Annotated in this window: 23 protein-coding genes; 11 read left to right on the forward strand and 12 right to left on the reverse strand. The window is 52.5% G+C overall.

Annotation, left to right across the window (positions count from 1 at the left end; genetic code table 11):
- Nucleotide 1 precedes the first annotated feature (1 nt).
- Entirely contained in the window at nucleotides 2-1,141 is a 1,140-nt protein-coding gene (locus IE073_RS11695; RefSeq protein ID WP_189586050.1) for a DUF547 domain-containing protein, read from the reverse strand.
- 274 nt (nucleotides 1,142-1,415) lie between these two features.
- Here IE073_RS11695 and IE073_RS11700 point away from each other — a divergent pair, with 274 nt between their 5' ends.
- Together IE073_RS11700 and IE073_RS11705 are read left to right on the forward strand one after the other, a co-directional pair.
- On the forward strand, nucleotides 1,416-1,865 hold the full coding sequence (locus IE073_RS11700) for a hypothetical protein (RefSeq protein ID WP_189586053.1): 450 nt from the start codon (nucleotides 1,416-1,418) through the stop codon (nucleotides 1,863-1,865).
- 126 nt (nucleotides 1,866-1,991) lie between these two features.
- Nucleotides 1,992-2,570 (forward strand): SpoIIAA family protein, encoded by a 579-nt coding sequence (locus tag IE073_RS11705; protein WP_189586056.1) that lies wholly within the window; start codon nucleotides 1,992-1,994, stop codon nucleotides 2,568-2,570.
- A 914-nt stretch (nucleotides 2,571-3,484) separates the two neighbouring features.
- On the opposite strand, the gene IE073_RS11710 is transcribed toward IE073_RS11705, so the two are convergent.
- Nucleotides 3,485-3,829, reverse strand: a complete 345-nt coding sequence (locus IE073_RS11710) for a low molecular weight protein tyrosine phosphatase family protein (protein ID WP_189586059.1) — start codon at nucleotides 3,827-3,829, stop codon at nucleotides 3,485-3,487.
- A gap of 11 nt (nucleotides 3,830-3,840) precedes the next feature.
- Nucleotides 3,841-4,860: a Fe(II)-2OG oxygenase family protein gene (locus IE073_RS11715; protein WP_189586062.1), complete on the reverse strand. Its 1,020-nt coding sequence runs from the start codon at nucleotides 4,858-4,860 to the stop codon at nucleotides 3,841-3,843.
- Nucleotides 4,861-5,100: 240 nt separating this feature from the next.
- On the opposite strand from IE073_RS11715, the gene IE073_RS11720 reads away from it, so the two are divergent.
- Complete coding sequence (locus IE073_RS11720) at nucleotides 5,101-5,715, forward strand: hypothetical protein (RefSeq protein ID WP_189586065.1); 615 nt, start codon at nucleotides 5,101-5,103, stop codon at nucleotides 5,713-5,715.
- Nucleotides 5,716-5,922: 207 nt separating this feature from the next.
- Nucleotides 5,923-6,417 (forward strand): hypothetical protein, encoded by a 495-nt coding sequence (locus IE073_RS11725; protein WP_189586068.1) that lies wholly within the window; start codon nucleotides 5,923-5,925, stop codon nucleotides 6,415-6,417.
- Between the two features lie 108 nt (nucleotides 6,418-6,525).
- Here the strand turns inward: IE073_RS11725 and groL are convergent, their stop codons facing one another.
- From groL to IE073_RS11745, 4 genes are all read right to left on the reverse strand, one after another.
- Nucleotides 6,526-8,166 carry a chaperonin GroEL gene (gene groL / locus IE073_RS11730; RefSeq protein WP_189586071.1) on the reverse strand — a complete coding sequence of 547 codons (1,641 nt, stop codon included), beginning with the start codon at nucleotides 8,164-8,166 and terminating at the stop codon, nucleotides 6,526-6,528.
- 111 nt (nucleotides 8,167-8,277) lie between these two features.
- On the reverse strand, nucleotides 8,278-8,565 hold the full coding sequence (locus IE073_RS11735; RefSeq protein WP_189586074.1) for a co-chaperone GroES: 288 nt from the start codon (nucleotides 8,563-8,565) through the stop codon (nucleotides 8,278-8,280).
- A 156-nt stretch (nucleotides 8,566-8,721) separates the two neighbouring features.
- Entirely contained in the window at nucleotides 8,722-9,315 is a 594-nt protein-coding gene (locus IE073_RS11740; RefSeq protein WP_189586077.1) for an outer membrane beta-barrel protein, read from the reverse strand.
- A gap of 123 nt (nucleotides 9,316-9,438) precedes the next feature.
- Nucleotides 9,439-9,894: a DUF2177 family protein gene (locus IE073_RS11745; protein WP_189586080.1), complete on the reverse strand. Its 456-nt coding sequence runs from the start codon at nucleotides 9,892-9,894 to the stop codon at nucleotides 9,439-9,441.
- 266 nt (nucleotides 9,895-10,160) lie between these two features.
- On the opposite strand from IE073_RS11745, the gene IE073_RS11750 reads away from it, so the two are divergent.
- Nucleotides 10,161-10,607 carry a hypothetical protein gene (locus tag IE073_RS11750; protein ID WP_189586083.1) on the forward strand — a complete coding sequence of 149 codons (447 nt, stop codon included), beginning with the start codon at nucleotides 10,161-10,163 and terminating at the stop codon, nucleotides 10,605-10,607.
- On the opposite strand, the gene IE073_RS11755 is transcribed toward IE073_RS11750, so the two are convergent.
- The 4 genes from IE073_RS11755 to tsaD all read right to left on the reverse strand — a co-directional run bounded on the left by IE073_RS11755 (nucleotide 10,604) and on the right by tsaD (nucleotide 14,337).
- A complete protein-coding gene (locus tag IE073_RS11755; RefSeq protein ID WP_189586086.1) occupies nucleotides 10,604-11,923 on the reverse strand; it encodes a cytochrome P450 in 1,320 nt (439 codons plus the stop codon). The genes IE073_RS11750 and IE073_RS11755 overlap by 4 nt on opposite strands.
- A gap of 265 nt (nucleotides 11,924-12,188) precedes the next feature.
- Nucleotides 12,189-12,770 carry a hypothetical protein gene (locus IE073_RS11760; RefSeq protein WP_189586090.1) on the reverse strand — a complete coding sequence of 194 codons (582 nt, stop codon included), beginning with the start codon at nucleotides 12,768-12,770 and terminating at the stop codon, nucleotides 12,189-12,191.
- Nucleotides 12,771-12,922: 152 nt separating this feature from the next.
- Nucleotides 12,923-13,213, reverse strand: a complete 291-nt coding sequence (locus tag IE073_RS11765) for a YciI family protein (RefSeq protein ID WP_189586093.1) — start codon at nucleotides 13,211-13,213, stop codon at nucleotides 12,923-12,925.
- Entirely contained in the window at nucleotides 13,210-14,337 is a 1,128-nt protein-coding gene (gene tsaD, locus IE073_RS11770; RefSeq protein ID WP_189586096.1) for a tRNA (adenosine(37)-N6)-threonylcarbamoyltransferase complex transferase subunit TsaD, read from the reverse strand. Before tsaD ends, IE073_RS11765 begins: the two co-directional genes overlap by 4 nt.
- A 30-nt stretch (nucleotides 14,338-14,367) precedes the next feature.
- Between tsaD and hemC the strand changes: the two genes are divergently transcribed.
- Genes hemC through IE073_RS11790 form a run of 4 tightly spaced genes read left to right on the forward strand, consistent with a single transcriptional unit; the run spans nucleotide 14,368 to nucleotide 18,506 of the window.
- The gene (gene hemC / locus IE073_RS11775) at nucleotides 14,368-15,300 is read left to right on the forward strand and encodes a hydroxymethylbilane synthase (RefSeq protein WP_233350041.1); all 933 of its coding nucleotides are present in this window, start codon (nucleotides 14,368-14,370) and stop codon (nucleotides 15,298-15,300) included.
- The gene (locus IE073_RS11780; RefSeq protein WP_189586098.1) at nucleotides 15,293-15,958 is read left to right on the forward strand and encodes a uroporphyrinogen-III synthase; all 666 of its coding nucleotides are present in this window, start codon (nucleotides 15,293-15,295) and stop codon (nucleotides 15,956-15,958) included. The genes hemC and IE073_RS11780 overlap by 8 nt, the downstream gene beginning before the upstream one ends.
- Before the next feature lie 26 nt (nucleotides 15,959-15,984).
- The gene (locus tag IE073_RS11785; RefSeq protein WP_189586101.1) at nucleotides 15,985-17,010 is read left to right on the forward strand and encodes a hypothetical protein; all 1,026 of its coding nucleotides are present in this window, start codon (nucleotides 15,985-15,987) and stop codon (nucleotides 17,008-17,010) included.
- Nucleotides 17,007-18,506: a heme biosynthesis protein HemY gene (locus tag IE073_RS11790; RefSeq protein ID WP_189586104.1), complete on the forward strand. Its 1,500-nt coding sequence runs from the start codon at nucleotides 17,007-17,009 to the stop codon at nucleotides 18,504-18,506. The genes IE073_RS11785 and IE073_RS11790 overlap by 4 nt, the downstream gene beginning before the upstream one ends.
- A 10-nt stretch (nucleotides 18,507-18,516) precedes the next feature.
- On the opposite strand, the gene IE073_RS11795 is transcribed toward IE073_RS11790, so the two are convergent.
- Complete coding sequence (locus IE073_RS11795; protein WP_189586107.1) at nucleotides 18,517-18,819, reverse strand: YggT family protein; 303 nt, start codon at nucleotides 18,817-18,819, stop codon at nucleotides 18,517-18,519.
- A gap of 294 nt (nucleotides 18,820-19,113) precedes the next feature.
- On the opposite strand from IE073_RS11795, the gene IE073_RS11800 reads away from it, so the two are divergent.
- On the forward strand, nucleotides 19,114-19,818 hold the full coding sequence (locus tag IE073_RS11800) for a response regulator transcription factor (RefSeq protein WP_189586110.1): 705 nt from the start codon (nucleotides 19,114-19,116) through the stop codon (nucleotides 19,816-19,818).
- 81 nt (nucleotides 19,819-19,899) lie between these two features.
- Nucleotides 19,900-21,567: an ATP-binding protein gene (locus tag IE073_RS11805; protein WP_189586113.1), complete on the forward strand. Its 1,668-nt coding sequence runs from the start codon at nucleotides 19,900-19,902 to the stop codon at nucleotides 21,565-21,567.
- Nucleotides 21,568-21,572: the final 5 nt, after the last annotated feature.

A 21,572-nucleotide genomic window follows, 5' to 3' on the forward strand; every position in this document is an offset into this window, starting at 1 on the left:
TTTATTTTACTTCACCCGTATCTTCAGTTTCGATGTCGATGATCGTCACTGTTCCGCGTTTGAACCAAGGCTCTTTCCGCAGTCGTTCAATTTTCTCAGCGCGGTCGACGAAGAATTGTTGGACTTCTTTGCCGAAAGCGAAACCGTCAATATCAGAGGAGACAGATAAGCGTTGGCGCCCGCGTTCACCCCAGCCTGCTGTTATATCATTTACAGTATTGTCGTACCGATTGACCCCTCTGTAACCTTTGTTCGAATACTCGCGGAAGACCTCTTCGCGCATGCGGCGCTGAAAATAGGCGTCTAAGTCGGCGTTCAAGTCTGGGAAATACCAAGGCGCAACATCGTGAAAGACACGGCTGACCTTACCATCGTCAATACCGCGTAAGGAATTCACATATTCCTCAGCATTGGCTTTCAATTGCGTGCCAAGTTCTGATGGAAGATAGGCGACATTTGACAGGGACGGGCTGCTAGCATCGCCAAGGTAGAACGCCATGGGTACGTCTGGGCTTGACCAATTCGGATATACGATCCGCTCGCGGATATCGCGTAAGGACAATGGCACACCGTCGATGGTGATAACTTTGGCATCATGTAACGTCAGATCGGAGCCTTCGACGGGCTTGATATTTTCAGGTTTGCGCTGTGGCCCCGGATAATTTTCTGCGACAATATTGATCACCAGCGCATTATGAAGGTTGATCCAATAGGCCAGCTGTTCATTTCGCGGCATGGCGGGAATGTCGATGCGGTTCCCGATCCCTTCTAGTTCGACGACATATTCTTCGATCGCCGTTTTTATATTCCCACGCATGTAGGGATAAAGCACTTTATTGCCTTCCATACGGTAGGGGGAATTATGCGTGCGAGAAATTCTTGATCCCAACTCGCGTTCTGGTGCCTTCCAGTTTTGGCGGGTGCTGGGTCCCATGAACAAGATGATGTCACCCAATAAATCACTCCACGCGCGATAACCAATTTGCGTGTTTTTCGACGGCTGCGGCGTAAATTGGGTGAGCGGTGCCGCTTTGGATGTGATCACGACATTTTCGGCCGCTTGGGCGACAGGCGTCGCAACAAAGCTGGCCGTCATCAGCGCCATAGTCACAATGGCTGTACTGGCTAAGAATCGTTTCATGGACGTGTCTCCTTTTCCCGATTTCGGGGGGGTGAATGGCGCCTTGGCACAAGCGCTGGCTTACTTTGTAATGTTGCCTTACCGTATTGTTACGTCGCTGTGGTGAAAATGTGTTCACATTTCTATACGTTAATGCCGACGTTTTTCCTGCAAAAGGGCCGAATTAAGGCGCTTTTTTCCTAACCGCTTTCTTAAATCCCGTTCACTTGAGCGTAGGTTCGAACACGACCAAAACGTGGCAGCGCTGGGGAGCCTGTTGGAAACGGAGAGAACCATGTCCAATTTTAAAATGATGACGACGCTTACCATTGCCGCTCTATTTGCTGCGCCGGCATTTGCACAAGACGCTGAAAATCAAGACGCAGAGCAGGTCCAGATGATTGAGACCGCGCCTGATGCTGCCGCGGCGCATTTCGCCTCATCCGATCTGGATCAGGACGGGGCTTTGAATGCCGATGAGTTTGTGACCTTTGCGGTGATGCAAGCCGAAGCGGGCGATCAGGATTTTCGCGATCTTGTCGTATCGGGCGAATATAAAGCCAAATTCACAGCCCATGATACGGATGCGTCGGGCACCCTATCGGCCGAAGAATTGGGACAGAAGGGCGCTCATCACGATACGCGCTCTGATGACATGCATTCGGATGACATGACATCTGAGGACATGACATCTGAAGACTTGGACCCTGATGAGGACGAAATGGAAATGCCCGAAATCAATTAATCCAAGCGCCTGACACTCGGACGTCGCGGGGGTAAAACGCGGCGACGTCCCAAGCGGCTTGATGTTTTTTGGAACCATTCGGTGTTTCAGACGCTGCTGTAGTATCAGAAACTTACAGGAGCCTATATGAATCCCCTCAAGACGCAGAACCTTGAGCTTACCCTTGACGATGAAATCGTCCAAATGTCCGTGAATGGTCCCATGACCAACGAGACCGTCCAGTCCACATTCGAGTGGATCGAAACCGCGCAGGCCGAAGCGGTAGGTGCGAATGACAACCTCCAACTCTGCGTGGAGATGCAATCTGAGAATTTCACCGATCTGGCAGAGGCCAGCCAGCAGTTCCGCCGTGTGGGCGAAGTTCTGCGTCGCGCCCATGACATTGATCGTTGCGCCCTGATCACCGATAGCAATTGGATCCGAAACTCCGCCAAAATTGAAGGCGCTGTCATTCCAGGCCTAGAGCTGATGGCATTTGAGCCAGAAGAAGCGACAGCCGCAAAAAAATGGCTGCGTGACGAACCGCTTGTTGGTGAAGCCGCAGAGCTGACCCCCGCGCTGCACGCCCAAGAGGCGCAAGACGTCGCAAACACCGCAATCATCACGCCCCAATCGCCACAAAAGGCGACGTCATTACCCAAATCGGCCCCCGCACCCGCCGATAATCCGTGGGAGAATTTCAGCGTGAAGAACCTCGACCTATAGGCCGCGCGCACGCATTTGAAATGACCGAGCCCTGCTCTTCCGAGCGGGGTTTTTATTTGGGAAATATTGAGGCAAGCGTCGTCGCTCACGGCCCATCTAGTGGCAACTAACCGATGTCAACTCAACGCGCGGGTTGGGTCTAGCGAAATTGATCCACGATCAATTTCTGCAGGGGCGGCAACCCGCAAATCAAGGGCGAAGCCCTTGTGAAAAAGGGACTGTCCGCGTGGCCGATATTCGCGATGGAATACCAGAAGTGAAATGTTGTTTTACGCAAATATCGGGAACTGGGTTGTAAATCCAATTCACGAACACGCGGCAGCGGTTTTTGAAGAAGCGGCCAGTCATAAACCCCCGAGTTCAGACACTTGGACTGACGGGTCGGCTCTCACTCCTAAAGTCCCGGCACCTCTCTGGCTCTCACACCAAAACGCTCAGACCCACCGTCCTCCGAACGAGATAGAGAGCGCTACCCTGTCCCCTGTCCGAAAGAACCTAAACACCCTATCATAGGTTTTGAAAGCGGGGACGCATCTCTGGATTTTTTTCTAATACCTCGTTCTGGGTGCGGCTTTATTGGAAATGGGCGACGCCAGCGGGGATTATAAACGCGGAACATTCTGTTAAGTGGCCTAACCTGCCACCCCCATTGATGAACCAACGCTCAAAAAGGCCGGCAAAGACCTTTCGGGAAAGAGCGTTGGTTCCGTCAATGGACGGCGATGTCGGCGCTGCGCCCCAGGGCCGACGTGGGTTAATCCTCCGATCCTCTGCAGAGACAGGTCAAAGCGTGGGGATTCCGTACTTTGCCGTTTCTGTCAGCGACGCCCCGAAGCGCCCCGCTTCGGGTGACTTCCGTATAGGCGGGCGGCAATCTGCCCGACGTGACGACCGTCACGCGATGAGGGTTTTTATTATTTTTGCGCCCGACCTTGCGCGCGTTCAATAATGCCTGCTGTGCCACTGCGAAGGAGTTCGATGAGTTCGGGGTCGTTTTTCTGGTATTCGTCGGGAATATCTAGGACGTGGATTTCGGCAAATTTCGTCGGGGCAGGGAACATCCCCCGCAGACGGTTCTTATGCTTGTCCTCCATCACAAAAATCAAGTCGGCCCACGTGACGTCTTTTGCACTCACCGTCCGCCGCGCATTCGGGCTCGTCCCCGCAGAGCGCACAGACACCCCAGACGTTTTCCAATACAGCGCCTCACCCGTAGGCGACCGCCATTGATTGCGAGAGCAGATGAAGAGAAGGTTCATGATAACCGCCTTTAATGGCGTGCGTCGAGTGCGTATGGCCTTTTCAAATTAGTCTTATAACGCTTCGCGTCATCCCTTTGACAATACGTCCGCATCAGCCACCTAACGGCCGAAGCATCCTCTTCAGACACTTGAGCCCGCCCGTGAATGGAGGTCCTGTTGTTGATAAATAGAATGTCGCCCGGTTTCAAAACTACGTCATGAGCGGTGGTCCGTATGCACTCTTGCAAATCTATCAGAGCGTCCTTAGTCGCAGGTTGGTTCCCTTTATATGTCACTTTTGAATGACTGTAACGGATGAGAAAACCGTCGTCCGACTCCGTGATTACAGGTTGTCCCATAACCACCAGATTAGGTAAATTGAAGGTTGATTGGGGTTCAAAAACAAAATCGTTTTCTTGGAGCATTCTTATAGAGTCGGGTTTTAGAGCTCTGATTATTCTAGAAAGAGGGTGCACTCTCGTCGGAACACTTTTCTCATTTTGCATACCTATCAGGATGATGAGATCGGGCCCAGGAGGAAGGTCCTCTAAATTCTCTTGGCCTGTAAGCGGCAGAACCGAGCCGTCAGTGTGTCCTCTGAGGTTTTTTCTCGACTTTTTTGCATCATCGTCGCCCCCCTCCTTAGGAAACAAGTGTATGAAGAGTTCCCCATCATTTTCGCATCCGTAGCTAATATTGAACAGATCAAACGCTTCAATTAGATATGCGACCAAAGATGAAACCTGGTGCCATCCTGCCCCTTCGTTTTTATCAACCATGGATTGTGGGCAAATTAAATTGTGATCTTTTGTGAAGACGTTTTGAATATGAAGGGCGCTTAACGAGTCTTTTGTCAAAAGGTCCATTAAATACTGAGCGTCAGAAAAGCCTTGAACTGTGTCTCTAATTCGTTTGGCCGCTTGGATAAGTGAAGGACGATTGAGCTGAAGGCCTTGTGGACTAGTGAACGTTTCCGGAAGAGGTAAGGGGGTCTCAAATGTCACCTGCGCGACAGGTTGCCCAATAGTATGTGTGACTTCGACTTTCATAAAATCCTGCGCGTGATTCGTCTTTATTGGCCTCGGTAGTATGAAAGCGTTAGAACAACTACAGCATGTGGAATTTTTGGGGAAGTGTCTGTGGATTAAGCTGTTGATAACCATATGTAGTTACCAATTTTTCTCGCACCTGTGCGAAATTATCTTGATTGCAACCCGAACTAAACATAAACGGCGGGGCGAAAAAGTTTTTTTGCTTGGTCAGCTAATTCTTAAAGGCTCGAAATGGTCATGGACAAAACACTTAATGCTTCTGTCTACAAGCTAGCTCTCAGAAACGTAGAGAAATTTTACCACACTAGCAGTAGAACACATATCTATTACCAGCCGCACATTGGGTCGCTTGGTGTCAAAGGCTTCGGCGGATTTGCCGATGAAGCCTACGAAAATTACGACTCAAATCTAAGAGAAATTTTAGGTCGCTTGTCAGTTGAGGAACTTTCTCGCTCCATGCAGCTTATTATGGATGGACCAAGAGGGATCGAAGCTCGTCGCGAAATTCAAATTAGATTACCAAGTGATCTAAAAAGTAAGTTAAGACAGAATGCAGAAGACAACAGGACTTCCATGTCTGACCTTATTATTGAACTCATTGACCAGGCAATGCCCTACACTTCAGATGAGACAGAAATGGTCGTCTGGCGTGAGAAATTTTCAGAGTCGATGGATGTTGCGAATAAATTGAAAGCATCTTCGACGGTGTCTAGCCTAGTTAGCGTAAGTGTGAGACTTTCGGAGCACAGGCTTGAGGCTATCGAGAATGTCGCCGACTCTATGGACGTCCGATTCTCGAAACTATTGGCCGGTATAGTCACTAAACAGGCTAGGGATCTTGTTGCGGCTTAGTTATCAAAATCAAGGCATCTGAACATATGCCACTGTGCATATTTTCTGGCGATATAATTTTCAGGAAGAAGCAAGTTATAGAGGTTACATTTGATATTTTTCTAACGAGAATAGTGCTATTTTCTCCCCCGCTTGACGTCCCTCAACAAACCAATTGACACCCACGGCCCGCATCGTGTTCTCTGCGTCCAAAATCGAGGGATGCATATGACAAAGTTTTTGACGATGCCACGCGCCAGTCTCGCCGCCACGCTGCTGCTGCTGGCTGTGCCGCAGATTGCTGTGGCGCAAGCTTCCGCGCCGCTTACCGATCTTTATGCCTGCGAGGGGGTTGCGGATAAGGCGGATCAACTTGACTGTTTTCTCAAGGAAACCGCGAAATTACGCACAGCGGAAACGGCGGGTGAGTTGGTCGCTGTTGAGAAAGAAAACGTCGAACAGTTCAAACGCGATTTCGCGGAAAAAACCAAAACGCCCAAGAGCCGATCTCTGGCGATCCGCAGTACCACCACCGTGGGCGCAAATGGCTATGTCCGGTTCACCCTAGAAAATGGCGAAGTCTGGCAGCAGGCCGAAGCCGCGCGGGTGCGTTTGGGCAAGGCCGAGCCCGATATGTTGGTGATCAAAAAGGGCCGCATGGGCGGCGTCCTCGGTCTCGTCAACGGCAAGCGTCCGTCCTTCCGCGTGAAACAGATCAAGTAAGACGCGTCGTCTAAATTCACGGATTAAATCTACGCAAAAAAAAGGCCGCCCCAATGGAGCGGCCTTCTTATTTTTTTCTGACGTTAGGTCAGGTAGGATGAGCCGAAGCTACATCATACCTCCCATGCCGCCCATTCCGCCCATGTCCGGCATGCCGCCGCCTGAGTCTTTCTTTGGCGCTTCGACGATCGCGCACTCTGTTGTCAGGATCAAACCTGCAACGGAAGCGGCGTCCATGAGGGCCGTACGAACGACTTTCACAGGGTCGATGATGCCTTCTTTGACCATATCGACATAGACGTTCTTCTGAGCGTCATAGCCGTAATTGGCTTTGTTTTCGGCCAAGATGTTGCCAACAACGACGGCGCCTTCGACGCCTGCATTGTCTGCGATTTGACGTACTGGATACTGAAGCGCCGCGATGACGATTTCGATACCAGCTTGCTCATCATCGTTCAGACCTTTGACGTCGATGAAGCGGGACGCACGTAGAAGCGCTGTACCGCCGCCTGGGACGATGCCTTCTTCGACGGCTGCGCGTGTTGCGTTCAACGCATCATCAACGCGGTCTTTACGCTCTTTAACTTCGATCTCAGTTGATCCGCCGACCTTGATTACGGCAACACCGCCGGCGAGTTTCGCCAAACGCTCTTGCAGTTTTTCACGGTCATAATCAGAAGATGTGGACTCAGCCTGTGCGCGGATTTGCTCGACGCGGGCTTTGATGTCTTTCTTCTTGCCTGCACCATCAACAACGACGGTGTCGTCTTTTGTGATGTGGACGTGCTTGGCTGTACCGAGGTCTTTCAGGGAGACGTTTTCGAGCTTGATGCCGAGGTCTTCTGAAATGACTGTACCGCCTGTGAGGATCGCAAGGTCTTGCAACATCGCTTTACGACGATCACCGAAACCAGGGGCTTTCACAGCCGCGATTTTCAATCCGCCGCGCAGTTTGTTGACCACGAGTGTCGCAAGCGCTTCGCCTTCGATGTCTTCTGCGATGATCAAAAGGGGCTTGCCCGTTTGAACAACAGCTTCGAGGATTGGCAACATAGCTTGTAGCGATGTCAGCTTGCCTTCGTTGAGCAGGATGTATGGGTCATCCATCTCGACGCGCATTTTTTCTGCATCTGTGATGAAGTAAGGGGACAGGTAACCGCGGTCGAACTGCATGCCTTCAACGACTTCAAGTTCAGTGTCGGCAGTTTTGCCTTCTTCAACTGTGATGACGCCTTCATTGCCGACTTTGCCCATAGCTTCTGCAATCATCTCGCCGATGGACGCTTCGCCGTTTGCGGAGATCGTACCGACCTGTGCAATTTCGGATGACTTGGAGATTTTCTTCGCTTTTTTGAGAAGATCACCAGCAATTTCGGATGACGCTTTGTCGATACCGCGCTTCAAATCCATTGGGTTCATGCCAGCGGCCACGCGCTTTAGGCCTTCACGCACGATGGCTTGTGCCAAAACTGTTGCGGTTGTTGTACCGTCGCCAGCTTTGTCATTTGTCTTGGAAGACACTTCGCGGAGCATCATAGCGCCGAGGTTTTGGAACTTATCTTCAAGTTCGATTTCTTTCGCAACGGACACGCCGTCTTTTGTTGTGCGCGGTGCGCCGAAAGATTTTTCGATAACAACGTTACGACCTTTTGGGCCGAGTGTAACTTTTACTGCGTTGGCGAGAATGTCTACGCCTTCGAGCATTTTGGCACGCGCTTCGCTGCCGAATTTGACGTCTTTAGCCGCCATGATGATATCTCCTTAGAGAGTGTTTGGTGTGTAGTTTGATGCCAGGTTCCCGCGCCGCATTTGCTTCGCAATTGCTCCCCGCGGGTTTCGTGTAAATCTGCTTCGCAGAATTTACCCGATGATACCCATGATATCCGACTCTTTCATGATCAGCAGGTCTTTGCCGTCGATCTTGACTTCGGTTCCGCCCCATTTGCCGAACAAAACGCGGTCGCCTTTGCGAACGTCGAGTTCTGCATATTCGCCGTCGTCATTGCGGATGCCTGGGCCGACTGCGATGACTTTGCCTTCGGAGGGTTTTTCAGTGGCTGTATCCGGGATGATGATCCCGCCAGCCGTCTTAGTGTCTTCTTTGACGCGTTCTACAACAACGCGGTCGTGGAGGGGACGAAATTTCATGCGTCTTCTCTCTTCTCTAGGGTTCAAATATAGGCTTGGCACTCGCATAGGCAGAGTGCCAGTGGGCGTCATGTGGGCGAGCCCGAAGGACTCTTCAACCCGTCAACCGAAGATTTTTAGAGGAAACTGTAAATTTTTTGAACGCCCCAACGGCGGCTAAAAATTATATCCGACGCTAAAGGCTAAAGCGTCCGCGTCTTGGTCATTGCCAAAGTTGTATTCGGTATAATCCATGCGCAGTTGAAACTGGTCCGCATTGCCAAAGTTAAAGGCCAAACCGCCGCCATATGAGATGCCGTTCAACCCGTCGCCGTCGCCACCAATGACGTTGCGGCTGTCGATATTGGTGACCGCATATCCTGCGCGGGCGAAAATTTCGAAACCCGTATCGCCAAAGGGCAAGCGCGCGCGGCCATAGCCAGCAAAGCGGCTTTCGTAATCGGCGATTCCATCATCGCTCGCATTGTCGACGCCAATGGCCGCTTCGCCTTCAACCGCGAAATAACGATGGACCACAACGCCGCCGCGGATAGCCGCCGCAGTTGTGGCCTCTCCGAAGAGACTGAATGAGTCGCCCGCGAAACTGTTGAGCTCGATCGCTTCGATGGCAAGGCTGACATAAGCGCCAGTTTTGTCCGCGCCGCGGTCCTTTGACGTGTCAGTCGTTTGGGCGAAGGCTAAGCCGGGGACAGACACCAAAATGCCTGTGATCAAAGCCTTATTCAGAAACGTGTGGCGAAACATAAGCATAAAACTTTCTGTAGATGTCGGGGCTTTACACCTCGCAGACTGCAATGAGATCGCAAATCACGCCGTGTTTCGGTATTCTACACTTTGTCCGGGAGGATAAGGTTTGGGCGGCTTCTAATCGGCCTATTTCGCGACGATCATCTGCGTCAACGCCACACCAATGGCGGCGCAGGATCCGGTCAGGACCGTGCCCCAGACAATGTCGATCGCAACCATCTTAACAGGCCATCCCTTTAGCGTCGCGAGGTTCGTCAGATCATAGGTCGCGTAGCAGAAGAAGCCAAACAGCCCGCCATAAATCGCGGCGGTCAGGATCGATCCGCCCAATCCCGCATCGGACATCAGGGCGGGCCGCGCCGCGAAAATGACGATGCCGACCACGTAAAGCAGGTAAAACCCAATCGCGACGCCCCATTTTGGGCTGTCGGCCATTAACTCGCCCAGTTGCGAACTATAAAAGGATTTCGCCACCACCCCCAACCAGATCAGGTCAATCACGAAAAACGCAATAACCGTCAAACCATAGCAAATCGCCAAGGTGGAAAAGGGCACAGAGAGAAGGGAAGTTGGATTGGTCATGCAATATCTACGCACGGCACACGCAGATGGTTGCTAGGTGCTCCAAAATTTGAAAAGCGGGCCTTCCGTCAATCCTGAAAAAAAACGAAGTATCTTTGGATGTATTCTCAAGCGTCCGAGAGTGAGTAGCAGAGAATGCGTCTCGCTAGGCCTAGATGTTCACAATCTAATGCTCGCTTATTGGCTCGAAAAATCTTTTCTTGTGGTCGACCTATCTACAATTTTCACGCTAGATTGAAAGCAAGAGCGTCGCGGGAGAAAATTGAATGAAATATGTGGTTATGGGTCTAGGCATTATGCTCACTGCCTGCGCATCCACCTCTGTCCCTGATGGTTTTGTTTATGAAACTTCGGTTCGGGGAGAGCAGGGGTGGCAGGGCGCGTCGGCGCGCGCCAAGGCGGCGGAGTCACTGACGAAAGCGAGCGTCGTTGTTCATCCTGCGGCTGCGCTGCAAAGCGCCTTGCCATCGGCTGAGGTGAAGGTGAAACGCTGGGGCGTCTCTTATTTTGGCGCAGATTGGACACGCTATCAGGTCAAGCTGGACGCCGATGTGACCCAAGCTGGTCGCACAAACAAATGCCGCATGCGCGCGCCAGACACACCCGTTGGGGCGATGACGTTAAAAGAAATCCGCGCCGATGATGGCGCGGCGTTGCAGCAGGTTTTGCAAGAGCTGGTGGCGGCGTGCGTCGCGCAGGTGAGTGCGGGCTAGCCTAAATTTACCATCAACCTCCCAACGGAATGCGTGAAGCCATTGGGTAGGATGTCTTGTTCGCCCGTCCACGATATATTTGGGAAACGCGCCAAGATTTGGCGATACACGACATCCAGTTGCATATTGGCCACGCGCTGCCCCAAACAGACATGTGGGCCAATGCCAAAGGCGAGGTGGTCCTTCGCATTTTTGCGATGGATATCGAACAGATTTGGATTTTCGAAAACACGCGGATCGCGATTGGCCGCACCGTAATACATGATGACTTTGTCACCTTCTGTAATTGTCTGCCCGCCCAGTTCCGCGTTCGTCGTCGCGGTGCGGCGCATATAGATAACGGGGCTGACCATGCGGATCGCTTCATGGGTCATATTTGGAATTAAGTCTGGGTCTGCGATCAATTCGGCTTTCGCCTCTGGAAATTCTGTCAGCAAACGCATCGTGCCGGAGATTGAATTTCGCGTCGTATCATTGCCTGCAAAGACGATCAGTAACCAAGACCCGTCCAGATATTCGTCAGGTAATTTCGCGCCATCAATCTCGACATTGGCAATCGCCGAGAGCAAGTCCTCGCGCGGATTGGCGCGGCGGTCCTGCAAAATGGCTTGACCATAATCAAACAGCGCCTGCACTTCGGAAAGGAAGTGCATGATCATCGCGGGGTCAACGTCACCAAGCTCTTGCTGCTCTAACGTATATTGCGCCAGCTCCAGCATTTGCATCCACGCCGCGATTTTTGGGCGATCTTCTGCCGGAATGCCGAGAATTTCGCAGAGCGTGAAGAGCGGCAGCTTCTCGCTGACCGTGGAGACGAGATCACAGACCGGACCTGCTGCGGCCAAATCATCCATCAGTGTCGTGACATAGGCCTCAACCTTTTCGCGCAGACGTTTGACATAACCCGGCGTGAAATAGGCCATATGCTCGCGGCGCAACTGCATGTGATGCGGCGCGTCGAGGCAGATCATCGTGTCGAGGGCTGCGCGATGCAGCAGCGGGTGACGACGCGCTTCGTCCATATAGGCCGCTAGAATGCCACCCTTTTGCGAGGAATAGGTTTTTGTGTCCAAGTTGGCCTGACGCACCAAATCATAGGAGGTCAGCGCCCAATATCCAGCGCTGCCCTTCATTGAATGCCAAGCAATAGGCGCTGTTTCCCGCATAGTTTTAAACGCGTCAAACGGCTGACCAGACGTGAAGTTTCCAGATTTGCTGAGATCAAGCGGCGGTTTGAAATCATAGATCGGCGCGACAGGCGGCGGCCCCTCGCCAGCATCAGGCGTGTAAGTTTTGGATACGAGTTCTAGGGTCATAGGCCGTAGTCATGCGGAAATTGAGGGCTCTGTCAAAGCGCATTTCTGCATGCGGGGGCGCGGGATATGATTGGCCGGTGCTTCGGTTCTTTCGTGTTTCGAAAATTGAATGATCTTGCGCGTCAATTAAATCGGATGCGCATATTTATCTTTCGCGCCGGACCATGATTTCGACGGACATTAGATCAGCGGCTTAGAGCCCCGAAAGAAGGCCGCTGGTCATGTTTGTAAATGAGTTTGATTCTAGAAAACTACTCGATTAGACTCAATCGAAAATAAAAGCTCTCTCAGCAGCGCTCAGGTCCCTTTTTTTGAACACCCCGCTTTTAAAAAGTTTAATGGTATAATATATCCCTCTAAACAATCTTGTTGGGAAAGATTTTCTCGGTGAGGCCTCGACTAACAAAATCCAAGATTTAAGATGTCCACTCTCTGCACTTTCAATCAGCTTGTTTTTCGTCAATGCAAATGTTTCTTCGTCCGGATTGTCCTTAAGAATAAGATGCGCATTTAAACTCACCGCAGGTAAGAAATTCTCAGCGGCTAATTTTCGCAATACTTTCAATCCTGTATTGCGATCGTCGTGCAAAATGGAATAGTGCGCCAATAAGTACTCTGCGTAAATATCCGACTTTTCTATGAGAAGTTTCCGAAGGATAGATTTAGCAAGTTCCCTGTTACGAAGCCCCCCGTTTCCCCAATAAAGGCAATGAGCAACTGCTCGCAGCGCCACACTCTCACCTGAAACCGCCCTTTGGACTAACTCCCGATAACTTACCTCATAGGAATGAACTCTGACTGTCTTCCTTTCGTCGATTTCGTTATATAGTTGTTCTAGCGGCTGCATGGTTTTCTAGTTACTAGAAAACCTTAAATTATGTGTCACTTTTGGCGTCATCCGACTGTGTGGCTTAAAATCGCCCAAAGTAAGACACTGAGCAAGCGTCCTCTTAGAGGGAAAACTTGCTATAGATGTTGCGATTGCAAAGACTGACGGCTTTACGCTGGCGCGCCCAATAACCAATTAAATTCGCGCACACGTCTGAAGGCCGTCAGGCCCGCTTTGTTATAGGGGTCGTCTTCCAACCACGCTTCGACGGCTTTGAGATCAGAGCCTTCGACGATAAGAAGGCTGCCGCGCATGTCGCCTGCCTCATCAAGCCACGGTCCCGCAGAAATAAGTTTCACAGTCGGATGGTTGAGCGCCCATTCCAAATGCGCTTCGCGCGCTTCCATCCGGACGTGAAGGCTGTCGGCTTTGTCTTCGGTATAGATCAGGAAGTGCGTCATGATTTAGGGCCTTTCTTGCCATGTCCAGATTTGGGTGCGTTCGCGGCAGCGTCTTTATCGAGCGGCCAGCGCGGACGCGCAGGGGCGTCATAACCGTCTGTGATCCCCGCCGCGAGGCGTTCGGCCCCCGCCAGCGCGATCATCGCGGCATTATCGCCGCAGAATTTGAGGGGTGGCGCGATAAAATCAAAATTGCGCGTTGCAGCCATAGTTTTCAGACCCGCGCGGAGTTCCGTATTCGCCGCCACGCCGCCAGCGACCACGAGGCGCGCTCGGCCAGTGTCGCCCGTAGCGTTGCGATATAGCGTTATGGCGCGACCGACGCGGTCGAGCATCGTATCCGTCATCGCGCGTTGGAAACTGGCGGCGATATCGGCTTTCGCGGTGTCAGTTTTATCAGACGCGTCCCAGGCGCGGGCAACCGCAGTTTTAAGCCCCGCAAAGGAAAAGTCCGCGTGGTCGCGGCCTTTCATCGGACGTGGGAATTTAATGGCTTTGGGATTGCCGCGCTCAGCCCAGCTTTGCACTTTTGGGCCGCCCGGGAACCCAAGACCCATGACCTTGGCGGTTTTGTCAAAGGCTTCGCCCGCCGCGTCATCGACTGTACTGCCCAAACGTTCATACTCACCCAAACCCGTAACAGACAAAAGCTGTGAATGCCCCCCGGAGACGAGCAAGAGCAGATAAGGAAACGCACAGTCTTCTGTGAGGCGAGGCGACAGGGCGTGGCCTTCCAAATGGTTGACGGCAATCAGCGGTTTGTTCAAGGCCATGGCGAGCCCTTTGGCGCTCATCAACCCCGTGATCACGCCGCCGATCAAGCCAGGTCCGGCTGTTGCGGCGATCCCATCTAAATCGTCCCAAGATACACCTGATGATTTTACGGCTTTCGCGAGGATAGGTTCAATTTTACGCATATGCGCTCGCGCCGCAATTTCTGGCACAACGCCGCCAAATGGACGGTGTTCTTCGTCTTGGCTGGCCACGATATTGGATAGAATTTCGACGCGGCCATCGGCGTAGCGGCGCAACACACTGGCGGCCGTTTCATCACAAGACGACTCAAGCCCCAAAACGGTGAGGGCCTCATCTTGTTTTACATCTGGTTTCGGGGCATGTCGCATGGCTATCGACCTAAGGATTACCGCCAGATTATGCAATCACCTGCACTCACTATTGGAACACGCGGATCGCCATTGGCGCTGTACCAAGCCAATCTCGTCCAACGCTTGATCTGTGAGGCCTCTGGCCGTTGCGCCGAACAGGTTGTCATCAAGGTTTTGAAAACGACAGGCGATACCATCAAAGGTGAATTGAAAGACTTTGGCGGGAAAGGGCTGTTCACGCGTGAACTCGAAATGGCGCTTCTGGACGGCACAATTGATCTGGCTGTTCACTCTATGAAAGATGTCCCGACGGTCGGACATGAGGATTTAGTGGTCAGTGCGATCCTGCCACGTGCGGATGTACGAGACGCTTTCATTTCCGTGAAACACGGTTCGATTGACGATCTGCCCCAAGGTGCCTTGATCGGCTCGGCAAGTCTGCGACGTCGCGCACAGCTCTCGGCCATGCGGCCAGATTTGCAGTTCTGTCTCCTGCGCGGAAATGTAGGCACGCGATTGAAAAAATTAGAAGCGGGCGTTTGCGATGCAACGATGTTGGCCTGTGCTGGCTTGCGCCGACTGGAACAAGATGATCGAATTACACAAGCCGTTGAAACGGACATGATGTTGCCGGCACCGGCCCAAGGCGCCATCGGAATCGAAGTGATGCGAAATCGGGCTGACTTAACCGACGTTCTCGCGCCTTTGAATGATCGGTCCACAGAGCTGGAGATCACGGCAGAACGCGCGTTTCTTCGGGCGCTGGATGGAAATTGTCGAACCCCCATTGCGGCTCTCGCCAAATTGGACGGCGAACACTTAACGCTGCGGGGTGAAATTTTAGCCAAAGATGGAAGTTTGCGCATTGCAGATGAATGCGTAGGCCCCGTTGCGACGGCATTCGACGCCTATGACCTCGGTTTCAAAATGGGAGCGTCTGTTCGGAAACAGGTCGGCGGGCGCATCACATTTGATGACTAAAACCGTCTGGATCACGCGGACGCAACCCGCCGCCGATGAGAGCGCAGTTGCGTGGCGAGCCGCAGGATTCGAGCCTTTGGTTCTGCCGCTTCTGGACGTTCGCGCGATCAAGCATGCGCCTTTGCCTGAGAGCGAGATTGTTATCTTTACCTCGAAAAATGGTGTCGACCATTTTGCAGGGCAGGGCCAACGCGCAGTTTGTGTCGGTGATGCAACAGCCGAGAAAGCGCGCGCCGCAGGGTATCGCGATGTCGTGTCGGTAAATGGAATATCCGCAGACATTACATCGTGGGTTCGCGAAAACATCCCAGTGCACCAAGCGGTCTGCCATGTGTCGGGTTGGCATATACGCGGGACAATCTGCGAAGACCTTCGCGCGCTGGGCTATCCGGCGACGCGTCTGAAGGTGTATCGGTCATTTCCGACAAACGCTTGGCCCGAACAGCGATTTGATCTCGTCGCATTATATTCACCCTTGGCTGCGCAAACCTTTGCAGATCTGGCAAAGGGGCGAAACCTATCGGACATTCAAGCTGTTTGCATCAGTGATGCCACTGCGCAGCCGCTGGTGAAATTGGACCTGAAAGGGTGCGTGATCGCGGCAATGCCGCGCGAAGATGAACAGATTTTAGCTGCGCAAACCACCCCTTGCGGCTAGGGGGCTTCCCACCCTAAGTTAAGCGTATGAATTACGAAGATATGATCACAAAAGATGGCGAACCCGCAGGCGGTAAAAAAGTCGCTGCCGGCGATGCCCACGTCGCGGCGGCTGTTTCTCCGGATGCTGTCGCTGATGCGTTTGATGAGGCAACGACGCCCGCCAAAACGCCGAAGCCTTGGAAGGCTGTTATTCTGACAGGCTTTCTCGCGAGTTTGATTGGCGGAGGTCTGGGCGCCTTCGGTATCTATGCTGGATTGAAAGCCCAAGCCCCCGAGGCCGCGCCTGACTTCAGCGCAGAACTTATGGCCGCAACGCGTCCATTGTCGGAGACCGTCGCAATTTTAGAGCGCCGACTGGCGGGGCTAGAGACGGATATAGGTGATATGGATGCGGCGTCTTTAACGCTCGCGGAACCTGTTGACCTGTCAACCATTGAAACCCGCCTGACGACGCTAGAAACAACCGCGCCGTCTGAAATCGACCCGGCTACAATCGCGGCCTTAAATGCGGCGCAAGCCGATGGATTTAAATGGCCTGATACCTCAGCGCTACAAGCGCGTGTGACGGCTTTGGAAACAGAGCTCTTGAAGCTTTCCGAGGTGCCAGCATCGGAGATGCCATCAGATTTTCCAGTGGGTTTGACCGAACGCCTAGAGGCGCTTGAAGCTCAAATCACCCAGTCAAGCTCAACTGAAGATCTATCCGTTATGATGAGCAACGTTCTTGAGACGATTGAAGCCCGCGTTTCAGCGCTTGAAAACGTCGAACCTATCGCGCCGCGAGTTGAGCGCATTGCTGTGCTCGCCTTCCCGAAAGAGGCCTTGCTCAAAGCTGTCGAGGCCAATGCGGAAGGTGGGTTTGTGAAAAAGACCCTATCCCGACATGTGCGCGTCAAAGATGACGATAACCCCCGCACTTTGATCGACCAGATTGAAGTCGACATTTCCGAAGGCCGCCTTGATGCTGCCGCAAATAAATTTGAGCGTCTGCCTGCGCCTGTGAAAACGGCGGGCCAAGCGTGGTATGAAAGTGTAAAAGCGAGTCTATGACCAAATATGTGATTACGATCCTTGCCTTCTTGGCGGCATTAGCGGGCCTCTTACTGTGGGTCGGCGACGACATTATGCTGTCGATCAGTTCATCCGCAACCTCCGGGTTTTTCGCTTTCGCGCCAATTGAGCTAAGCTGGCAATTCGCCATCATCGCGAGTGTTTTTGGGGTGCTGGGTTTGATCGGCCTCTGGTCAGCGTTTCTCTGGCTCTGGCGTTTGCCACGACGCGTTCGGTCAGGCGTCGGCCTCCGTCGTCGCAACCGAGCATTGGACGCGATGGAAGAAGCTCTGCTGGCGGGTGCTGAGGGTGACGTGAAAAAATCGCGTAAGAAAGCCGAAATCGCCCGCAACCTGATTGGGTCGACAGAGTTAGGACGCGTGATTTCCGCGCTTTCTGCCGAAGCCGCAGGCGACAGCGATGTGGCCGTTGAACATTATCAGGCCATGCTGGAAAGCGATAAAACGCGCGCAACAGGACAGCGTGGGTTGGCGCAAAATATGCTGGCAACCGGTGATTTGCCAGGCGCGATTGAGCAATCGCGTGAAGCCTACACAAATAATCCAGAGGCCCGTTGGGCTTTTGATACGTTGTTCAAAGCGGAAGTTGCCAACTTTCAATGGGAAGATGCCGCAGAAACACTCGAGACAGGCGAAGGCCGCAAACATGTTGAAAAACTCATCGCACGTCGCCGTCGCGCAGTCCTGACAACCGCACAAGCCGATCTTTTGCATGATGAGGGCCAATTCGGCGAAGCCTTAGAATTGGCTGTTAAGGCGAATGCGCTCGCACCTGAATTTGCGCCCGCGACCGCTTTGGCCGTCAAACTTTACAAGCTGCAAGGCGATCCGAAAGCGGCCTCAAAGCTCATTGAGAAAAGCTGGGCGCATTCCGCCCATCCTGCCCTGTCATTGGCGTTCTTGGACTTGCTAGAAGGCGCCGATAATAAGACACGCGATAAACGTTTGGCCGCTTTGGTGAAACAAGCGCCCGATCATCGGGAAACGAAAATTTTGCTGGCTGAAGATCATTTGCGCCGGGACGATGCGGTCCAAGCTTGGGCTGTTTTACGGCCCTTGCTGCGCGAAGAAGACACGCCGTCCTCACGCCTTTGCGTATTGGCCGCGCAATCAGAAGAGCGACTAAACAATCCGACGGATGCGCGTCTCTGGCTACAACGCGCCGCGACCGCTCCGCGTGAGGCCGATTGGTCTGATCTTGATCCGAGCGGGGAAAGCTTTGACTACACGCCGCAAGACTGGCGTCGTATGGTATTCTCATTCGGCGACACGGGCGAGTTGATACATCCGAGGTTTGATTCTCGCGCGCCACTACGCCTGCCGGGCGTCGCCGATCTTGGCGAAGAGCCGGATGCCGTTGCTGAAATTGTGGCGGCTAAGCCTGCTATGCAGCCCGACGATCCCGGCGTTCCACCCGCAAAGGGCAATGATCTAGCTGATCGTTTGGATAGCCTGCTGGATAAACCTAAGCGTTAGGCGATTGCGCCTATCCCAGCGTCGCAATCAAACGCGGTAAAACGTAACCGCTGATCCAGTACAATGTCATCGCAGCAAAGAAAAACGCGAGATCAAGATTGCCCAGTGGTGGTATAATCTTACGGAAGGGCGAGACGATCGGCTCCACAATGCTGGAAAGAAGACCATATACCTGACGTGCAGTCGGATTGTTTGGGCTGACGATGTTTAGCATGAAAAGCCAGCTCATGATGACATAGATTAAAAACACAAACAGGATGAGCGACAAAATCGGCGCAACAAAAAAGGATAGGATCGAAGCAGCAATACTCATGATAGGTAACTCAATGTTTGATTCTGAATGCGAGAGGCTCGCGTCTTTGACCTCTATCTAGGGAGGGCACAGCCTCGCGGCAAGGCGTTACGACTGCGTCTGTTATACGTGAATGCCACAGCATTGCCTTATTCCCGTCATCACCCCGTCTCACTGCGCATTTATCTCTGAAACTGAGAGCGGTCACATCGTGGCTGAAAACAGGAGAAGGGTTGAGCCATGCAGTCGATGAGCCTAGTTAGACAAAAAGAATATTCACCGCGACGTGTCGCGGCATCCGCTGGGGAGCGCGCTATGGCTAAAATTTATCTGGTTGATGATGACGAAAACATTCTGACATCCGTGTCGATGTTCCTCGAAAGCGAAGGCTATGAGGTCAAAAAGTTTCATGATGGGGTGACAGCTCTAGAGGCGCTACGTGCGTCGCCACCAGATTTGGCTGTCTTCGATGTCAAAATGCCACGCATGGATGGATTGGAGCTGCTTCGTCACTTGCGCAAAACCTCTAACTTGCCGGTGATTTTTCTGACCTCCAAAGATGATGAGTTTGATGAAGCAATCGGGTTCAATATGGGGGCCGACGATTACATCACGAAGCCTTTCAGCCAACGCTTGTTGGGTGAGCGCATCAAAGCGGTCCTGCGGCGTGCCCGTCTCACCAATATTGAAATGCCTGAGCCGCAAGAGGGCGATGACAAAGTCATTCGTCGGGGCAAATTGGTCCTCGACCCAAATCGTCATGCTTGTTCATGGAATGACGAGCCTGTGCGCCTGACCGTGACGGAGTTCCTAATTTTGGAGGCCTTGGCGAAACGTCCAGGCTATGTAAAATCTCGGGATCAACTGATGGACGCGGCCTATGACGATCAAATCTACGTCGATGATCGTACAATCGACTCGCACATCAAACGGCTACGCAAAAAATTCCGCAAGAATGACAAGAGCTTTGACGGCATCGAAACGCTTTATGGCGTTGGCTACAAATATAAAGAAGCCTAGCGTTCAGGTGCAGCAGACGACGCGCTGGGTTTCCAAATTCTCACAAGACCCGCGCCGCATGGCCTGTTAGAGGCAATGGGTATGTCTGAACCCGTTGAAATTTCCAGAAAATCGCGCCGCCGTGCAAATCGGCGCGCTGATCGGCGTCGGGGTCCGCGTCGGTCGCTTTGGACGTCGCGCCTCACGCGGAACATTTTTCTCTCTAACTTGGTCGGATTGATCATATTGGTCTCTGGCATGTTGGCCATGAACCGATTTGAAACGGGATTGATCAACGCCAAAGTTGACAATATCCAAACGTTGTCTTCAACCATCACCACCGTCATTGGCGAACAAGCCACGGGATATGGCGGCACCGCAGAACTCGATATAGAGGGCGCGAGTCAGGTTTTACGCGGCGTCAATGTTCCCGACGGATGGCGCGTCAGGTTGCATGATAAAGCGGGCCAACTCGTCGCCGATACGTTGACACTCAGTGATACAATTATAACTGAATCCCTTGATCCGATCTTGGAAGACATACCCGAGCGACCAAAGCAGGATGTTTGGCGCGAAAATATCCGCGGGTGGATGAATAAAACGCTTCATGATTTGCCTTGGCGTAAGGCGCGCCGCGAAACACTGCGCCGTGATTTGAAATCTGAAATTCGAGCGGGGTTGGAGGGCGATTCTAGCTATGGTCCTCGCTATGACGCGAATGACAATCTGATTGTCACCGTGTCCCAACCCGTGCAGCGCGTTCAACAAGTTTTGGGTGTCGTGACCGTCGAGAGCAGTGACGTAAGTTCCATCGTTAATGATGCGCGCCAAGCCCTTATTCCGATCATTGGCTTAGCTTTTCTTGCGATGTTTCTGTCGTCATTGGCGCTGACCCTGTTCATCAGTTTGCCCATGCGACGTCTGGCGCGGGCTGCAGAAATCGTGACCCGCAGCGCGAAGAAGCGTGACGCAATTCCCGATTTGTCAGCACGTCGTGATGAAATTGGGGACTTGTCGTTGGTGCTGCGCGACATGACGCAGGGGCTTTACTCTCGGATTGACGACATTGCGAACTTTGCGGCGGATGTCGCGCATGAGATCAAAAACCCGCTGACAAGTTTGCGTTCGGCCTCAGACACGCTTCGAGTCGCAAAAACGAAGGAACAGCGCGAGAAACTCATCCATATTATCCAGCAAGACGTCTCGCGTATGGATCGTCTTATTACCGACATTTCCAAAGCGTCAAAGGTAGACGCAAATTTGGCGCGTGAAACAGCGAAGACTTTGGATGTCGCTGAAATTTCCGAAAATATTGTCGAATTTTATCAGCAAACGCGATCTCAAGACGGCCCCAATGTGATCAATGCGACCGTGATTGATCCCGACAATCCAGTCTATATTCGTGCCTATGAAACGCCATTTGCGCAGGTCCTTAGGAACTTGATTGATAATGCGCTCACCTTTTCTCCGAAAGACGGCGCGGTGACTGTGACCGCGAACAAGGCCGGAAAACGGGTCATTTTCACTGTTGATGACGAGGGACCTGGGATTCCGGCAGACAATCTCGATACGGTCTTTGAACGCTTTTACACACAGCGCCCCAAAGGGGCGAGCTTCGGAAGTCATTCTGGTCTGGGCTTGGCAATTTGTCGACAAATCATAACGGCCCATCGCGGCGTCATTCACGCCGAAAACCGAATAAATGACGCAGGTGACATCGTCGGGGCACGATTCGTTGTCGATGTTCCACGTCAGAGGCCTTCGGAATAGAGCTA

Source organism: Litorimonas cladophorae (assembly GCF_014652455.1).
In the GTDB taxonomy this organism is placed as follows: domain Bacteria; phylum Pseudomonadota; class Alphaproteobacteria; order Caulobacterales; family Maricaulaceae; genus Litorimonas; species Litorimonas cladophorae.

Coding starts and splice junctions, on each gene's coding strand:
- IE073_RS11695 (WP_189586050.1), bottom strand. CDS start 1,141: ATGAAACGATTCTTAGCCAGTACAGCCATTGTGACTATGGCGCTGATG.
- IE073_RS11700 (WP_189586053.1), top strand. CDS start 1,416: ATGTCCAATTTTAAAATGATGACGACGCTTACCATTGCCGCTCTATTT.
- IE073_RS11705 (WP_189586056.1), top strand. CDS start 1,992: ATGAATCCCCTCAAGACGCAGAACCTTGAGCTTACCCTTGACGATGAA.
- IE073_RS11710 (WP_189586059.1), bottom strand. CDS start 3,829: ATGAACCTTCTCTTCATCTGCTCTCGCAATCAATGGCGGTCGCCTACG.
- IE073_RS11715 (WP_189586062.1), bottom strand. CDS start 4,860: ATGAAAGTCGAAGTCACACATACTATTGGGCAACCTGTCGCGCAGGTG.
- IE073_RS11720 (WP_189586065.1), top strand. CDS start 5,101: ATGGACAAAACACTTAATGCTTCTGTCTACAAGCTAGCTCTCAGAAAC.
- IE073_RS11725 (WP_189586068.1), top strand. CDS start 5,923: ATGACAAAGTTTTTGACGATGCCACGCGCCAGTCTCGCCGCCACGCTG.
- groL (WP_189586071.1), bottom strand. CDS start 8,166: ATGGCGGCTAAAGACGTCAAATTCGGCAGCGAAGCGCGTGCCAAAATG.
- IE073_RS11735 (WP_189586074.1), bottom strand. CDS start 8,565: ATGAAATTTCGTCCCCTCCACGACCGCGTTGTTGTAGAACGCGTCAAA.
- IE073_RS11740 (WP_189586077.1), bottom strand. CDS start 9,315: ATGCTTATGTTTCGCCACACGTTTCTGAATAAGGCTTTGATCACAGGC.
- IE073_RS11745 (WP_189586080.1), bottom strand. CDS start 9,894: ATGACCAATCCAACTTCCCTTCTCTCTGTGCCCTTTTCCACCTTGGCG.
- IE073_RS11750 (WP_189586083.1), top strand. CDS start 10,161: ATGAAATATGTGGTTATGGGTCTAGGCATTATGCTCACTGCCTGCGCA.
- IE073_RS11755 (WP_189586086.1), bottom strand. CDS start 11,923: ATGACCCTAGAACTCGTATCCAAAACTTACACGCCTGATGCTGGCGAG.
- IE073_RS11760 (WP_189586090.1), bottom strand. CDS start 12,770: ATGCAGCCGCTAGAACAACTATATAACGAAATCGACGAAAGGAAGACA.
- IE073_RS11765 (WP_189586093.1), bottom strand. CDS start 13,213: ATGACGCACTTCCTGATCTATACCGAAGACAAAGCCGACAGCCTTCAC.
- tsaD (WP_189586096.1), bottom strand. CDS start 14,337: ATGCGACATGCCCCGAAACCAGATGTAAAACAAGATGAGGCCCTCACC.
- hemC (WP_233350041.1), top strand. CDS start 14,368: ATGCAATCACCTGCACTCACTATTGGAACACGCGGATCGCCATTGGCG.
- IE073_RS11780 (WP_189586098.1), top strand. CDS start 15,293: ATGACTAAAACCGTCTGGATCACGCGGACGCAACCCGCCGCCGATGAG.
- IE073_RS11785 (WP_189586101.1), top strand. CDS start 15,985: ATGAATTACGAAGATATGATCACAAAAGATGGCGAACCCGCAGGCGGT.
- IE073_RS11790 (WP_189586104.1), top strand. CDS start 17,007: ATGACCAAATATGTGATTACGATCCTTGCCTTCTTGGCGGCATTAGCG.
- IE073_RS11795 (WP_189586107.1), bottom strand. CDS start 18,819: ATGAGTATTGCTGCTTCGATCCTATCCTTTTTTGTTGCGCCGATTTTG.
- IE073_RS11800 (WP_189586110.1), top strand. CDS start 19,114: ATGGCTAAAATTTATCTGGTTGATGATGACGAAAACATTCTGACATCC.
- IE073_RS11805 (WP_189586113.1), top strand. CDS start 19,900: ATGTCTGAACCCGTTGAAATTTCCAGAAAATCGCGCCGCCGTGCAAAT.